Origin of the sequence: Teredinibacter franksiae (assembly GCF_014218805.1) — a bacterium.
Classification (GTDB): domain Bacteria; phylum Pseudomonadota; class Gammaproteobacteria; order Pseudomonadales; family Cellvibrionaceae; genus Teredinibacter; species Teredinibacter franksiae.
Map to the genome: position 1 here is coordinate 78,218 of NZ_JACJUV010000003.1, position 16,414 is coordinate 94,631.

General features: G+C 47.1%; 12 protein-coding genes and 1 pseudogene. 8 read left to right on the plus strand and 5 right to left on the minus strand.

Translation table 11 applies throughout. The features are described 5' to 3' along the window. Positions 1–130: 130 nt before the first annotated feature. From H5336_RS18650 to H5336_RS18665, 4 genes and pseudogenes are all read left to right on the plus strand, one after another. Positions 131–1,603, plus strand: a complete 1,473-nt coding sequence (locus H5336_RS18650; RefSeq protein WP_185235982.1) for a NarK family nitrate/nitrite MFS transporter — start codon at positions 131–133, stop codon at positions 1,601–1,603. A gap of 216 nt (positions 1,604–1,819) precedes the next feature. Next, a complete protein-coding gene (locus H5336_RS18655; protein ID WP_185235983.1) occupies positions 1,820–3,550 on the plus strand; it encodes a bifunctional protein-serine/threonine kinase/phosphatase in 1,731 nt (576 codons plus the stop codon). A gap of 421 nt (positions 3,551–3,971) precedes the next feature. After that, a pseudogene (locus H5336_RS23500) lies at positions 3,972–4,316 on the plus strand (methyl-accepting chemotaxis protein); the annotation flags it as partial. 18 nt (positions 4,317–4,334) lie between these two features. After that, positions 4,335–4,727 (plus strand): CZB domain-containing protein, encoded by a 393-nt coding sequence (locus tag H5336_RS18665; protein WP_185235985.1) that lies wholly within the window; start codon positions 4,335–4,337, stop codon positions 4,725–4,727. Between the two features lie 13 nt (positions 4,728–4,740). Here the strand turns inward: H5336_RS18665 and H5336_RS18670 are convergent, their stop codons facing one another. Both H5336_RS18670 and H5336_RS18675 read right to left on the minus strand, forming a co-directional pair. Further along, positions 4,741–5,847 (minus strand): MJ1255/VC2487 family glycosyltransferase, encoded by a 1,107-nt coding sequence (locus H5336_RS18670; RefSeq protein ID WP_185235986.1) that lies wholly within the window; start codon positions 5,845–5,847, stop codon positions 4,741–4,743. 29 nt (positions 5,848–5,876) lie between these two features. Further along, positions 5,877–6,389 carry a phosphatase PAP2 family protein gene (locus H5336_RS18675; protein ID WP_185235987.1) on the minus strand — a complete coding sequence of 171 codons (513 nt, stop codon included), beginning with the start codon at positions 6,387–6,389 and terminating at the stop codon, positions 5,877–5,879. A 469-nt stretch (positions 6,390–6,858) separates the two neighbouring features. On the opposite strand from H5336_RS18675, the gene H5336_RS22720 reads away from it, so the two are divergent. Both H5336_RS22720 and H5336_RS18690 read left to right on the plus strand, forming a co-directional pair. Continuing rightward, positions 6,859–8,739, plus strand: coding sequence for a DUF1538 domain-containing protein (locus H5336_RS22720; protein ID WP_221628238.1), 1,881 nt, complete (start codon positions 6,859–6,861; stop codon positions 8,737–8,739). Continuing rightward, positions 8,736–9,953 (plus strand): hypothetical protein, encoded by a 1,218-nt coding sequence (locus H5336_RS18690; protein WP_185235988.1) that lies wholly within the window; start codon positions 8,736–8,738, stop codon positions 9,951–9,953. Before H5336_RS22720 ends, H5336_RS18690 begins: the two co-directional genes overlap by 4 nt. Before the next feature lie 98 nt (positions 9,954–10,051). Here H5336_RS18690 and H5336_RS23670 read toward each other — a convergent pair whose 3' ends face one another. From H5336_RS23670 to H5336_RS18705, 3 genes are all read right to left on the minus strand, one after another. Beyond that, on the minus strand, positions 10,052–12,010 hold the full coding sequence (locus H5336_RS23670; RefSeq protein ID WP_185235989.1) for an alpha/beta hydrolase family protein: 1,959 nt from the start codon (positions 12,008–12,010) through the stop codon (positions 10,052–10,054). Positions 12,011–12,102: 92 nt separating this feature from the next. Further along, positions 12,103–12,411: a DsbA family oxidoreductase gene (locus H5336_RS23120; RefSeq protein ID WP_246439391.1), complete on the minus strand. Its 309-nt coding sequence runs from the start codon at positions 12,409–12,411 to the stop codon at positions 12,103–12,105. A gap of 417 nt (positions 12,412–12,828) precedes the next feature. Beyond that, on the minus strand, positions 12,829–13,710 hold the full coding sequence (locus H5336_RS18705) for an ROK family protein (protein WP_185235990.1): 882 nt from the start codon (positions 13,708–13,710) through the stop codon (positions 12,829–12,831). Positions 13,711–13,921: 211 nt separating this feature from the next. Here H5336_RS18705 and imuA point away from each other — a divergent pair, with 211 nt between their 5' ends. After that, positions 13,922–14,758, plus strand: a complete 837-nt coding sequence (gene imuA, locus H5336_RS18710; protein ID WP_185235991.1) for a translesion DNA synthesis-associated protein ImuA — start codon at positions 13,922–13,924, stop codon at positions 14,756–14,758. An 11-nt stretch (positions 14,759–14,769) separates the two neighbouring features. Next, complete coding sequence (locus H5336_RS18715) at positions 14,770–16,350, plus strand: Y-family DNA polymerase (RefSeq protein WP_185235992.1); 1,581 nt, start codon at positions 14,770–14,772, stop codon at positions 16,348–16,350. The last annotated feature ends 64 nt before the right edge of the window (positions 16,351–16,414 follow it).

Below are 16,414 nucleotides of genomic sequence, written 5' to 3' on the forward strand. Positions count from 1 at the left end.
GCGCCCATATTGTGGCAACAATGCACCAAAAATAACCTGGCACGCTTATTGCTGAATTGGTTTTATCGACATTAATGGTGCACGGCGCTTAACAACAGGCCATAACAATATACCCACTCAAGGAAACACGATGAGCAGTTCCAAACTCAACCTGCTGGATTTCAGCCAGACCAATATTCGTACCCTGCATGTAACATGGTTTGCTTTCTTTTTAACCTTTGTTATGTGGTTTTCTCACGCCCCCATGAAACCACTGATTATGGCCGCGTTCGATATGGATATTGCCCAGTGGAAAGCGCTGCTTATTCTCAACGTTGCGCTCACCATTCCAGCACGAATTGTTATTGGTATTCTCGTCGATAAATTTGGCCCACGCGTAGTTTACAGTGCGCTGCTGGTTATCTCCGGCCTGCTGTGTATTGGCTTCGCCTTTTCGACTACCTACGAGCAATTGGCGATTATGCGTTTTGCCATGGGCTTTGCTGGTGCAGGCTTTGTGATTGGTATTCGCATGGTGGGCGAGTGGTTCCCTGCTCGGCAGGTTGGCCTCGCTGAAGGTGTATACGGCGGCTGGGGTAACTTCGGTTCTGCGGCGGCCGCTTTCAGCTTACCCACGCTAGCGTTGATGTTTGGCGGTGACGACGGCTGGCGCTATGCGATTGCCTGTACGGGTGTGTTCGCGATGATCTACGGCGTTTTCTTCTACTGGAAAGCCCGTAACACACCCAAAGGCTCCACCTACTTCAAACCCAAAAAATCTGGCGGTTTGGAAGTCACCAGTAAGAAAGATTTTTATTTTTACCTGGCAATGAACCTGCCAATGTACTTTATCCTCGCAGTGCTCAGCTGGAAGCTTTCCCCTGCGGGTGTTGGCCTGCTGACTCAAACAGCCACCTACACTATCTACGCTATCTTGGTCGCACTGTGTATATTCCAGTTCTCACAAATATATAAAGTAAACAAGGAAATGCTCGCCCACGGCGCCGCTGAACACGACAAATACAAATTCAAGCAGGTCGCTATTCTGGATTGGGCTTACTTTGTTACCTTCGGTTCCGAACTGGCTGTTGTATCGATGCTACCGGCCTTTTTCCTCGAAACCTTTACCAACCTTAGCCTCGTTCAGGCGGGAGCCCTAGGTGCCGCCTTCGCGTTTATGAACTTGGTTGCTCGCCCAGGTGGTGGTTACATCAGCGACAAATACGGTCGACGTAAATCGCTCTCCATTTTTATCTGCGGTTTGGCTATTGGCTACTTTATCCTTTCGCAAGTTAACGGTAGTTGGTCAATATTCTTTGCTGTTGCGGCGGTAATGTTCTGCTCCTTCTTCGTTCAAGCCGGCGAAGGCGCGGTATTTGCCATGGTGCCTCTGGTTAAACGTCGTATGACAGGCCAGATTGCGGGCATGGCTGGCGCCTACGGAAACGTTGGTGCGGTAACCTTCCTAACGGCCTACAGCTTTGTAGAGGCCAGCACCTTCTTTATGATTATCGGTGGCTGTGCCCTAGTGATATTCTTCGTAGTACAATTTCTCGAAGAACCAGAAGGCCATATGACCGAAGTACTGCCCGACGGCACCGTACAACACATTGAACTGACCTAAGGGCAGTTCAATTAATTACTTTTGGCCTGCGTGGAAAGGTCACAAGCCTTACTCTAAGGCTTGCCAGCCACGCAGAGACTAAAATCAATTAATAGCGGAGCCCCTAATCCGACAATTTGTAATTCGTGTATTATTAACCGTTTTAAAGCAGCCCCCCACTGGGGCTGCTTTTGTTTTCGAGCCAGTGAACACGCCCTACTTATTAGGAATTAACAAGTGGACCACCTGAAATCGACATTAAAAATAGAACTGTCGCAAATCAGCGACAAAGGCCCCAAATCTGAAAACCAAGATACGGTCGGCGCCCGTATTCCGTCAGATGACCAACATTCCACACTTGCCACCAAGGGTATTGCCATTGCTGTTGCTGACGGCGTAAGCAGTAGCTCTTCTGCTCGCCAGGCAAGCCAGGCGGCCGTGACAGGTTTTTTAACCGACTACTACGCCACACCCGAAACCTGGCGCACGCAACAATCCGCGGTGCGAGTAATTCACTCACTAAACTCCTACCTATGGGGACTAAGCCAAAATAGTATTAGGGGTGAAGGCCATCTCACTACTTTTAGCGCCTTGGTTTTAAAAGGTGACAAACTCTTTACCTTCCACATTGGTGACACGCGTATTTATCGCCTACGCGACAACCAGTTAGAACAATTAACCCGTGACCACTGCCAAGTAATTGATAAAAACACCACCTACTTAAGTCGCGCTTTGGGCGCCGACATTACCGTAGATGTGGACATGCATATGGACGAAGTAGAGCCCGGCGATCTGTACGTGCTCACCTCCGACGGTATTCACGATGCTATCCCAGCAAAAATATTTAATCAGCTGGTAATCGACAATCAAGAAAACCCCGAAGCCCTCACCAGCAAGGCCTCGGCACTTTCCGCTGAACACAACACCAAAGACAACATCAGTATTCAAGCCGTTCGTGTGCTGTCCATTGGTACACCCTCGCAATCGGATGCGGTCACAATTCTATCGAAACTACCCTTCCCACCTTTGCTCGAACCCGGTAATAAACTGGATAGCATGACCGTCGAAAAAATCTTGCACGAATCTGAACGCAGCCAAGTGTATTTAGTGAAAAATGAACAGGGTACACCGCTGGTGATGAAAACCCCCTCGGTTAATTACGAAGATGACCCAGCATATATCGAGCGTTTTGTTATGGAATCTTGGATTGGCTCACGTATTCAAAACGCCCAAGTCGCCAGGGTGGTTACACCGCCACACGCGCGCAAAACACTCTATTACCTTACCGAACATATCGCCGGCCCCACACTCCAGCAGCTAATAAAGGAACGTGCGCCCTTTGACATTCCCGATGCCATCGAATTAACAGAGCAAATCATTAAGGGTATTCGCGCTTTTCACCGCAAAGACACACTCCATCAAGACATAAAACCCGCCAATATTGTGATCGGCTCTCAGGGGGCCACCATTATCGATTTTGGCTCCTGCTGGGTAGCCGGTATACAGGAAGCTGGCGCGCCGTTTCAGCGAGACGAGGTGCTCGGCACACTGGACTACTCTGCGCCGGAATACCGTTATGGCGGTAATGTTGGCCATAAATCCGACCAATTTTCACTAGCGGTACTACTGTATGAAATGTTCACCCAAAAGCACCCCTATGGGGAGGCCTACAGTAAGGCAAACAGCCTGAAGAGCTTCCAAAAGCTCACTTACATTCCCGCACAAAAACATAACGCGCTGGTGCCCCCATGGCTGGACAAAGCGATGGCAAAGGCCCTGAGCATTCAGCCCGGCAACCGCTACGCCGCCCTCTCCGAGTGGCAGCTCGACCTGCAACGACCAAACCCCAATTGGACAGGAGCAGCGGGCACACCTTTTCTGGAAAAAGACCCAATGCTATTTTGGAAGATACTGGCCGGTTTTGGCTGGATGATTGCGTTGGCACTGTTTATTAGCAAAACCCTGTAGGCAATAATCAATAGGCAAAAATTACTTTGCTATACTTTTTGAGCACTCAAAAGGTAACGGCAATGCTGAATTTTATCCGTTCCTGGTTTCAGGGAAATGGCCCCACACCGCTAGAGATTGAAACGCTCGAACAAAAAGTCAAAAAGCTTGAGCAAGAGCTGCAGCTCTTGCTCAAGCCGAACAAAGCAGGCTTCGTGACCTATGGATCTCCAATGCCGCGACCATGGAGCATATTCGCGAAAGTATGGCCCAAACGACATCCACTGCCTTAGAACAGAAAAGTCAATTGACTGAATCGTCTGTAAATTACCAACAAATAAAAACTATACTCACGGCAATCAGTGAATCTCTACATGTGATGGACAACAAAACAGCGAAAGTTACCGAGGGTGTACAGGAGCTTACAGAAGTTGGTACCCAAATTGAGAGCTTTGTGACACAAATACGAGGCATATCCGACCAAACTAATCTCCTCGCATTGAATGCCGCGATTGAAGCCGCTAGAGCAGGAGAACAAGGCCGCGGATTTGCCGTAGTGGCCGATGAGGTGCGTGCACTCGCGCAAAAGTCGGCACAGGCATCTTCAGAAATATCGGACCTTATCCACACCATTACCGATAAAACAGAAGACGTTGCCCAACGCATTTCGGAAACCAGTACAACCGTTCAGCAAACATCTCAATCGACGAAAGATATATCCATAATCGTCGACGACTTTACCCATCACGCACAAAACATGTCACTAACCATTGCGCTTTCCGCCTAACGATCCTTTGTTCAAACCGTGAAATTAGATCACGTTGTTTGGAAATCCGAAGTATATCGCCGGTTTTGGGGGAAATCAGAAAAGTCGCTAGATACCTTTTCTGATCATACCGAGTGTCGGTTGGGCAAATGGTACTATCAAGGAGATGGTAAAAAATCGTTCAGCCATTTGCATTCATTTAAAGCAATAGAGGCACCTCACCGAGACGTACACACAAAGGGCATTGAAGCATTACAGTTCGCTGAGCAAAATAAAACAGATGACGCATTTAACTCACTGAGTGACATGGAAACCGCCAGCGATAAAGTTCTTACATTATTAACCGCAATTGAAAGCGATATTGTTAACACTTACACTTCAGGAACAACAACTTCAATACACCAACATAGCACAGAGGCCGAAATTTTTTAGTGTGTGTAGCTTGTCAGAGACGCCCGTTAAGGTCGCTAATACAGTGCTTTGGAGGTAAAGGGTTGGTGCAAAAACGTTCCACACCTTTCGCCTCAACCGCTTGCCACAACGACTGAATAAGCTGCTCTTTGGAACCCGGTGCTTCCCACCCACTGTTGTTTATCCACTGCGCAATAGCGTCCGCCACATTCGGATAAACCACACGGGGACCCGAAAAATGCTTCAGCCAGTCCGCCGTCACTTTGGACTCTAGGGTATCCATGGTCATGGCAAGCTTCAGCTCCTCCATGGCCCTAGCATTGGATAACTGCTCCAACTGCCCTCGTAAAGGCTTCACCAATATCTTCTTACCTAGGTGAATAGCTTCACTGGACAACTCAAAACCGGCGTTACTGATAACACCTTCACAGGTCGCAAGATCATACTTAAAGCCGTCACGTGATAGTGGCCGCAATTCAATATGGCCTCGCGTTTCCGGCTTTTCAAAATCACCATAATAGTAAAATTTGTAGTCCGTGAAAGGTTTAAGCAATGCCAATACAGCCTCAATTGACTCAAACCCGAGGTATACCAAAATTTTTCCCGCTACCACGGTGTCTTCAGTAACATCCATATCAACAATAGGCGGCAGTATTTGTTGATCAAAATGATGCCAGTGCAAACCCAAACTAGCCGCTGCAGGCGCGAACATTTCCATAATTTTTCGCCCCAAATAGTCATCGCCTCGACGCGGAACTTTATGGTCAAATGCATATTGATGACCTACACCAATACAAGCTATACCTTTACGACGAGCCGCCCATGCAGTAATAGGTTCAAAGTCTGTCAGCACAATATCGTAGGGCTTTAGATCTAGCTGGTTAATATCCAGCCACAGCTGTCGAAGGCTGGTCTTTTTTAGCGTTTTCCAAACATTTATTTTCCCGGCTTGGTGGGCAAACGTTAATCCACGTTTACATTGCCAACTACCAAATTCTTCCATATCAAAATAGTTTGCCCTGTCTCTACCAGAGAACAAGTAATCAACTTCAATACCATATTCACATAGGTATTTATTTAAAGCACGCGCACGACTCAAGTGACCGTTGCCCGTCCCCTGAACACCGTAGAGTATTTTCATTGAGTTCTCCTGTGCGCACCTCAATTAATTTAAAGAAGGCTCATTGCCAAAACACAAATAGAGTGCCCGAGCAATGCACCCGCCATTACATCCGTTGGAAAATGCACACCGAGCATAACGCGTGCAGCGCCTACACTCGCGGCCCAAGGGTATAGAACCCAGATTAACCATGGAAATTCAGCGCTCAAAGCACAAGCCACTAAAAAAGCAGCCGAAGTATGTCCTGATGGAAAACTGAACTGGTCAGAAGGCGTCACCTCACTTGTAAATCCAGGTATAGCTACCGCAGGGCGATTCCGACGAAAAGACGATTTAAAGATTAAATACAGCACACGCTCTACAAGAAATGTAACGCCCATTAACTTCGCCATATGCCATTGACCTAACAATATAAAGACAACACCCAGAACCCCGTACACAGGCCCGTCCGCCGTCCTAGAAACATACCGACTTAATACAACCGCCAATTCGCGATGCCTACGACGTAAACACCAGTCGAATGTAGCTAAGTCAATTTGATGTATATTCTGTAAAACACGCATGCTCAGCCCTCCAATGAAGGCCAAACTACCACCGAACTGTGACAGAAACATGAGGGTATTATGACGATTTGGTTACACCAGCAACAATCCAACACCTAATAAACGATATCTGTATCAATACCACCCCATATCGCAAGGGCATCAACATACACCCTCTACCGCCTGTGCTCGAACGCGCCATAACTTCCATTTGGGCTCCTCTATTAATTGATTTTAGCCTCTGCGCGATCAGGCAGGCCTTAGTGTAAGGTCAACTGCGCAGAAGTAGGCTGGTTGCCCTTCCAAGCAGATAATTCGTTCTCACTACAACCGTCAAAAACGATCGACATCGACACCCTAGAGCCTTCCCTCAAAATACTGGCACCTATCCTATTCTTACGTTATCGTGCACTCCGGCATATCTGCCTGATCCATACTAAAATCTATACACCAGTAATCTGTAAGCCAGCATCTCCGCGAGGAACTCTAGTTGAAAAACCCAGACCTGCATATTGAGTTAAGCCTCTCAGAAAAACTCAGCATTCTTTGGCCCTACATCGCAGATAACTTCTTAAGCCAAGTAAAGAGTATTTGGTTTATCGTTTTTTACCTGGCAATTTTTCAAATTCTGGTTCTTGGCCTACCTCTTGTTTACACCACAATGATTTCTGTGGGTATTTTTATCGTTGTGCTCGGGCTAATGTTCTTTATGGAAGGCCTACGACTGGGTTTGATGCCTCTGGGTGAAACCATTGGTGCAATTCTACCCCGTAATACACCCCTTTGGGGCGTGCTGTTGTTTTCATTTGTAATGGGCGTAGGCGCCACCTTTGCAGAACCAGCCATTGCGGTACTACGCTCGGCAGGAGCCGGCGTTCGTGCCGAACAAACACCCTTGCTATTCAGCTTGCTAAACGATTTCACCGGTGAGCTGGTAAGTGTTGTGGGGATTGGTGTTGGCTTGGCGGTACTTTTAGGCGTGCTGCGTTTTTACCGCAACTGGTCCCTTAAAATTCTGGTACTACCGATAGTGGCATTACTGATAGTGCTTACGCTATTCGCCAACACCATTCCGCAATTGCAGGCGGTATTAGGCCTTGCCTGGGACTGTGGAGCCGTAACCACCGGGCCAGTAACCGTTCCCCTTGTGCTAGCGCTGGGCATAGGTGTTTGCCGTATTCTAGGTGATGGTGATACCAGTAATGCCGGGTTTGGCATTGTCACTTTGGCCTCACTATTTCCGATTATTGCGGTGCTATTACTCAGCTTTTATCACTATTTTAATAACGATTATATAGGTGCAGAAAACTATACAGGCGAATACAAAATTGAAACGCTGGCAACCACCATTAAAAGTGACCAGCCCAATATGCGCTTGAACACCAACACGTTATTTAGTGAGGAAGAATATCGCCGTTATGCCGATTCTGACAACTTCAATATTAAATATGAAGTTGAATATCGAGGTGGCACCAAGCAATTGGTCGATGGCGAAATTGTTATTTCGAATGCACAAATTGTGCTAACAAAAACCCCATCCCCCATTCCGGCCCTAATGAGCAAAGACACCTGGAACCCAGCCGTTGAGATAGCTAAAGACCTTCAATCATCTTTAATGGCTTCTATACGAGCGATTGTGCCACTGTGTATATTCCTGGTGGCATCCCTGTGGCTTATATTGCGGCTCAACAAAGAAAAACTCAAAGTAGCAATGGAAATTAAAATCGGTATTGCCTTTGCTCTCATCGGCATGACTTTATTCATGCTTGGCTTGAGTTTAGGATTAACACCTCTGGGTTCACAGCTGGGCGGCAATATTCCCACAGCATTCGCAAGCCTAACACCATGGGGCGCTGAAGGTGGTGGATTTGTACCGCCTAAATTTGATACTGAAGCAACAGGAAAAGTTATCGCTATTATTTTTGGTTTTTTCCTCGGTTATGGCGCCACCTTGGCAGAGCCTGCATTGAACGCACTAGGTAACACCGTCGAGAAAGTGACCGTAGGCGCCTTTAAAAAACGCCTACTTATGCACTCCGTTGCCTTCGGTGTTGGAATGGGTATTGCTACGGGCGTAACCAAAATCGCCTTCAATTTACCGCTGATAAACCTCTTAATTCCGCCCTACCTTTTATTGTTACTTCTTACTTGGTGGTCTTCTGAAGAGTTTGTCAATTTCGGCTGGGATTCAGCGGGTGTAACTACCGGCCCCATTACCGTACCCCTAGTTTTGGCGATGGGCTTGGGGGTAGGTGCTGCGGTACCCGGTGTATCCGATGGTTTTGGCATTTTAGCTCTCGCATCGGTCGGCCCCATTATTACCGTGCTCAGCGTTGGGCTTATTGTTGCACGAATAAATAGAGATCAATGATGGCAGCGTTTATTGAGAAAACCGGCTTTTCCGTGGTGAGCTTGATCATTCCTCAAGCTCGCTTACACAATTGTTTAAAGCAGGTTTTAAGCCAGTGGCCCTATAAAGTAATTCAATTTGACTGCCGTGGCACCATGATTAGAGAACACTGGTTCCAGGCTTTTTTACCTACAATGAACCCAGAGTGTGAATACTTACAGCTTCTTGTCTGTGATAAAGACCTTAGTGCGTTTGTACAATTTTGCATAGAGGTCAATGACCTACATCTACCGGGTTCCGGTGCAATATTCAGCACACAGTGCTCCTATTTCTCTACCAATTCCGAATTCAATTTATTGATAGATAGAAGCCAAACACAAGAAAGGAGCCTACAAGACACATCGGCGATTAGTTTAAAAAATAATCTTTACGCACTCTACGCACTGGTTCAATCCGGACGAACAGACAACGCGATCAAAGCCGCAATGCAAGCGGGTTCACACGGCCCCATTGTCTATTTCGTTGAAGGTCGTGGTACGCGGGACAGAGTTAGTTGGCTGAAAATCACCAAAAAGCCTTACGAAGAAGTGGTTATGGTATTAGTGGAGGACATCGACAGAGAGCGGGTAAAGGAAGCTCTGGTATCTGCAGGGCGAATTAATACCCTTGGCGGCGGAATTGTATTCGAAATATCCATTGAACACGGATTGGTAAATTTACCAACCTCCATAAGCAATAAAAGTCGCTTGGCCTCCAACCAACAAATAACCGCGGCCGTTGATCAACTAATGGGCAGTACAGACTGGCGAGATACCCGCTCTATAGCTACGCTACTGGACAAAAATCAAAGATCTAAAGAACAGGCAGATACACAAAAAAGCAGCTCGCTGTGCGCCTTAATACCACGTAAACATGCTGACGAATTTTTAGATTACATTCTAAGTATTGGCATTCCGGGCGCTAATGTGATTTATACCAAATTATTTTCCGGAGACGACGATCAGAACGCACAACATCTCAACTTTCACCACGAACTGGTACAAATTCGCATGGTACTGCCTACCGAGCAGTGTGCGCACTTCCGCTCTCAGCTGCAGCAATTTGTTACCCTTCAGGGCTACCGCAATGTGACAATTTATGCGCTCACAGTGAAAGGCGTTGCGCGCTACCAGCTAAAACCACGAGAAAAAAGCAAGGGGGCCGTATACCGCGGGTCCTCATCCATAGCGGACTAGCGGCCGCAAGATAAAGCCAGGGCGGTTTTTGCGCCGGCTTTTGAATCTCTAGCCCTCGCTAGGGCACCTTTACTACCTCCTCAGAAAAACCACTGTATCTACGACCCAATATTGGCTTCAACAAACCCCACCAACGCCTTTAGTGCCTGAATACGTGTAGCGCTATCCTGCAGATAGTGATCATCATTTTTAAGCTTAATCAATTTCACATTACCGCCAGACTTTTTCATCGCTTTATACATCAGTTTAGACTGGCTGTATTCCACTACTGTATCGTCCGCACCGTGAATAAGAAGAACAGGAATTTTTACTTTATCGGCCGAATAATAGGGGGAAACTTCCTTCAAAATATCTTTACTGTAATCGCCATCTAAAATACTGCGATTCCAATAATCCAGCACCCAGCTTTTTTTCCCATAACGGCTTTTATCGGCTTTAAGCATTTTGGGTAAATGGCTCACCCCGGCAATGGATACAGCACACTGATATAAATCCGGCGTAAAGGCTGCACCAGCAAGGGCTGCGTAACCGCCATAACTTGCCCCTACAATACAAACCCGCGCGGGGTCGGCATAGCCTTTTTTTACGAAAAAATTCACGCCATCGGTTAGGTCGTCCTGCATGGCTTTACCCCACTGCCCCCAACCCGCTTTATAGTGCTCCTGGCCAAAACCGGTAGAGCCACGAAATTGCGGTTGAACCACCAGATACCCACGAGACGCCAATGCCTGCGCCCTATAATCAAAACCAATAACATCCTGTGCTGCTGGACCGCCATGGGGCATAATAATTGTTGGCAGGTTTTTTAACTTCCCCATTTTTGCTTTTGGTAATGTCAGTATCGTGGGAATCGCGCGTCCATCTCGCGCCTTATACGTTACCTTTCCTATCGGGTTGATATCCTCCGATGCTATGTCTAGGCGTGAGCTAACCATAGATTTAAGGGACTGCCCCTCTGTAAACAGAAAATAATCGCCTGCGTACAAAGAGCCCTCTACACGCACAACAATGTGCTTCCAATCGTTTGTCCAGTTGCTGAGATAGACGGAGTGCCCTTCAAACTTGCCCAGAATACCCTGAACTCGCTTGTGTAAGGCTCTGTCAAAGAAGTGGTAATCTGGTATTAAGCCCGAATAGGCTACACCAACCACCACTCCATGATGGTCTTTTATCACGCCACGGGTGTTTTTAGCGGCATCAAACCCTTCCAGTGGTGTAACGCTTCCATCTTTTAACGAAAGCTGCAAAAAACTTTCATCATCGTCATTTCGGCTATACACCAGTGCCGTAAAGTCACTATTTAAACCAATAAAACTGTGGGTGGGTATTTCGGCCTCATAACTGTACAGCGTTCGCCATTTACGCCCCTCTTTCAGTTCGACGCTGTGCACATTATTTCGATCATTACGGTTTTCGCGGGCGAGAATATTACCTTCACTATCCAGAAAGTAATCTCGGGTATGGTCAGTTCCCCTAGTTGCCACTCGCGGCTTACCTTTGCCATCGATATTGATCTCTAGCAATGAATAATTGGGTGCGTAATCGAGATCAGATTCGGCTACGTACGCTGGCATATACAGCTTTTTACCGTTAACCGACTTGCCCGCCACACGCCCCAACCCCGACTGACCCTCTGCCACTCGGCGCTTTCCCGATATATTTTCTCCCAACCTAATGAGCTGAAAAACCTCTTTATTTTTAATGTCAAAGCTAAATGCCGTACTCACATCAAAATCGTGCTTATAATCCCTCCATTTCACATGCTTAGAGCCAACAAGTATTAAAAAATCGTTATTTGAAAAATACTGCCAGCGAGGATCAATCTCGCTCACATCCACGGCTGCAATCATTTTTTTTTCTTTCAACGAGTAAACCACAATAAAATCTCTATCGTCTGACTCTGTGCGCCGATAGGAAATAAGCTCACCATTGGGCGAAATACTAACGTCGCTTACTTGCTCTAGCTTACCGTAGGCCTCCAGATCAACTTCACCAATAGCCAGTGACGGTATAAAAGATAACAATCCCAAAATTAAAATCGAATAATAATATTTCACTCCAAATTTCCCATTTTTATTTTTATTTTTGTTTTTATTTTTAACCGCTATTTAATGCCATCATTTCAACTTAAGCTTGCTCGGCAGTTCCCTTAACACCAAGACTGCTGGCCAGCAGGGTTTTCCAACAACTCGCGAATATTCGCCTCAATAATGCGATACCCTACATTGCCCGAAAGTTTTTGCCGCCCCTCATTGAAGATAAGCGTAGGGCTAGATTTAACTCCCAGCTCCACCGATTTATACATATTACTGCAAATGCTGGCATGGGCCTTTCCACTATCGACACTGGTACGGATAACATCGATAGGTAAACCCGACTGTTCGGCAATGGCCAACAGCTCCATGCGGTTGGAAATATCTCGCGCCTCAACAAAGAATGCTCTTCGCATTTTTTGCATAAATTGGGTAAAGGCCCCTCCCTTGCCAACCCCGATAACTCGGCCATTTTCGCTGCGGCAAGAAAGAGGTGCGCCGGCAGTGATGATTGCGGGGTGTTCTTTACCCAGACATCTGGATGAATATCGAGATGGTCGAATTTATCCGCAACAGATTGTACATGGGCATTATAGGTTTCGATGCCTCCACGATCACCCCAGCTTTTTTCCATTTTCCCAGGAACATCACCAAACACAGGGAAAAAGTGATAATCCACCTCTACCTTGTCACCAAATTCGGTTAGTAATTCTTCTACCCGAATTTGTGACACGTAGGCCCAAATACAGAGCACATCAGAAAAGTGATCCACTTTGATTTTCGACATTCAAACCTCTCTATTTCGTACCGTTTATGGCGCCTCACCTGAGAACTCAAACGGCTTATGTCTCCGCCTGCTTCGCCAATACCAAAGCACCAAGGATACCCGCCCTATTTCCCAAGCCAGGTAATACCACATAATTTTCCATATTTTCAATAATAGCCGGATGTTGAATATAACCGTTCAAATACCCCTGCAGCTTGTCGCGTACACGATTAATCAACGCCGGTTGCCCCATAACCCCACCACCCACAATAATACGCTGCGGTGATAGTGTGCATGTGACCCCGGACAAAGCCATAGCAATATACTCGGCCTCCATCTCCCAAGCGGGGTGGTCGGTGGGTAGTTCAACACCAGAGACCTGCCAGCGCTCTTCAATCGCGGGGCCGGAGGCTAACCCCTCAAAGCAGCGGTCGGCATGATAGGGGCACCGACCTTTGTAGCCATCATGCTCCAGCTTAGGTAAAAAACTATGGCCCATCTCTGGGTGTATTAGGCCGTGCAGTAACCTGCCGCCTACCACCGCACCACCGCCAATACCGGTACCGATGGTGATATAGAGATAGTCACTCAGACCCTGAGCCGCCCCCCAGCAACCCTCACCGAGGGCCGCTGCATTCACATCCGTATCAAACGCGATAGGAACAGCCAACGCACTAAAGGCGCCAGCAACATTAATGTTGCCCCAACCTGGCTTGGGTGTGGAGGTAATATAACCCCAGGAGCGGGATTGAGTGTTTAGGTCTATAGGGCCAAAACTCGCTATTCCCAAAGATTTGAGCTCAGCCCTGTAGGGCATAAAAAATTCGATCGCTCGCTGCAGAGTTTCTGTCGGCGTAGTGGTAGCGAAACGAATCTCCTCTAGCGCTTGCGGCCCCGTGCCCACCGCACAAACAAACTTAGTGCCGCCCGCTTCTATTGCCCCGTATAGCTTGGTCATTATGGCTCTCTTTGAATAGGGTTCTGGGTATATCTTACCTAGGCACCATTATCACCCCAAAACGTACCATATTAAAATTCATACTTGCCTGATCAATAATACGGGTATACTGTATATACAAACAGTTATCACGGCACACAAAGTAAAGAGATAAGCCCCCGTGCTCCACACCACATTCACCCTATAGAAACAAAGAAGGCTGTTTGAGCCCATGAGGAACCAATGCCCACAACAAAAGGCACCTCCAACGTTGGAGCAATTGCTCCAACGCGACGATATATGGCGCGGCCACGGCCAGAAAAAAACGGTACGGCAGGTGATAGATACCGGTCATAGCCAACTTAATAATCGGCTACTTAACAACGGCTGGCCGCTTGGTAGCCTGGTTGAAATTTACCCGCCTAGTATGTGTCAGACCACCAACAGCGGAGGTGAGTGGCTATTATTGTCGCCTGCCGTAAAGCGATGCCTGAACAACACCAGCACCTACGCCGTACTACTGAACCCTCCCGCATTGCCCTTTGCGCAAGGATTGTCGCAACTGGGGATTACACTCGAGCAATTATTGATTATTCGGGTAAAAAATAAAACCGACTTTATTGTCAGCTTTGTTGAGCTAGCCCGCGCCAGTAGCTGCAGCGTAATAATGGCATGGCAGCCTAAACAGGCCCTAAATTACAGTGAGTTACGCAAGTGCCAATTGGCAACAACCAATGGCACTGGCCTGTATTTTATTTTCCGTCATACGCAGGCACAACAACAAAGCTCACCTGCGGCTCTACGCTTAGAGGTCACCTTAGGAAAAGAAAATTTAAGCCTTACCCTGCTAAAGCAGCGGGGTCAATTACAGCATAATAAAACTCAGCCAGCTCTAATTCCGCTACCAAAATCCTGGCAGGCACTGCTTCCACACCCACTATTAACGAGCGACAAAAACCCCCTTCAGCCTGCCGCCATTAACGAACCTTTACTTCCCATTTACCATCCACACCAAACGCTTGTGCCCATTCGCACGGAAAAGCAACCCTTAAAACGCCGCTATTATTAGGGGTAACCGCTGTGGCCAACAAAAAAAACGTCGCCAAAACCTGGATCGCCCTCCGCTTTCCATTACTGCCACTAGAAGTATTTGCCGTTAACAGCCGCATAAATGAAGGCGCCGACACCGCTATTATTGTTACCCACAAGCAACAGGTTGTTTGTGCTAATCCGAATGCCGTTAACCAAGGTATAAAACAACATATGTCGGTAACAACGGCTCAAATATTAGTACAGAGCCAGTTATTGGAGCGCGACATCCAAATAGAAAAAGCGGCCATTCACCAACTAGCCAATACGCTGTATAGCTTTACACCCTACATTGAAAAGCAAACGCCAAACCCTAATACCCACAGCGGATTACTCATTGAAGTTTCCCGCTCACTCACGCTCTTTAAAGGGCTAGGTAACATTATTACTTTAATACAGCAGGAACTGCAGACATTTAATTTTCATTACTGCCTAGGTACAGGCCATACCAGCAAAGCGGCCTGGTTATTATCGTTTGATAAACAAAAAAAAATACCGGATAACGAAAAACCACACACGCGCACAGATGTTATCGAACAATTGCAAACACTCGACAGTACCTTGCTTGCCCAGTGCCCACAACACACCATTTCAAACACCCAACTACAGACGCATATAGCCGCGTTAAAAAAATCTGGGTTTAATTCACTGGGTGATATTGTGCGGCAAATTAATACTCAATCTCTAGCGAGCTTCCGTAAACGCTGGGGCCAGGCATTTTCTCAGCTAATAGCCGACATCTTCGATATCGATCAGGTAACCCTGCAACCCAGCCTTTTTGAAAAACCGACAACCCTTTTTCAACCCGAAGAATTTTTTCACGATAGCATTCAGTTTGACTACCCCATAACGAACAGCGCACAACTCATGCCCCCCATGGAATACCTGCTGCAGAACCTAAGTCGCTATTTATACAACCGCCAACGTCAGTGCCAGAGTATTGATTGGGTATTAATGGATATTTATCACCACAAGCAGCAATTAGAGGTTCATACCAGTGAAAACCAAGACCAATGGCCCCTACTGCTGGAACTTTCCCGCATTCAATTAGACGCTCAGACACTGAATTTTGAGGTAGATACTCTGGAACTACGGTGTAGCAACAGCATGCCATTACACGCCAGCAGTCACAGCCTAAATTTTGACGGCGACACTAGCGCCCGGCGAGATAAACTCAACCATGACTTCACCGTAACCACAGCAAAACTCAAGGCACGATTGGGCGAAGATGCGCTCTTCAAGATAGCCTGCACCGACAGTCATATTCCGGAAAAAAGCCAAAAGAAAGTCTCAATAGCCCACAACACTAAACCTAGCCCCACCCCGACTACAACAGCCGTGCGCCCAAGCTGGCTGTTTGAGCCCCCTCTGCCGGTACAGCAACGCCAGCAATACCTTTTCTGGCGCGGTCGTTTAGAATTACTACAGGGGCCAGAGCGCATTGAGGGTAACTGGTGGCAATCGCCTACCGCCCGCGACTACTTTATTGCCCGGCGTGATGACCACCTGAGGCTATGGATATTTTATGACCAACTCAATAAAAGCTGGTTTGTGCAGGGTGTGTTTGTTTAGCAAACTTAAAGATAGAGCAAAAAAAAACTGCGCAGTATAAAACTACGCAGTTTTTTAGAGTAAA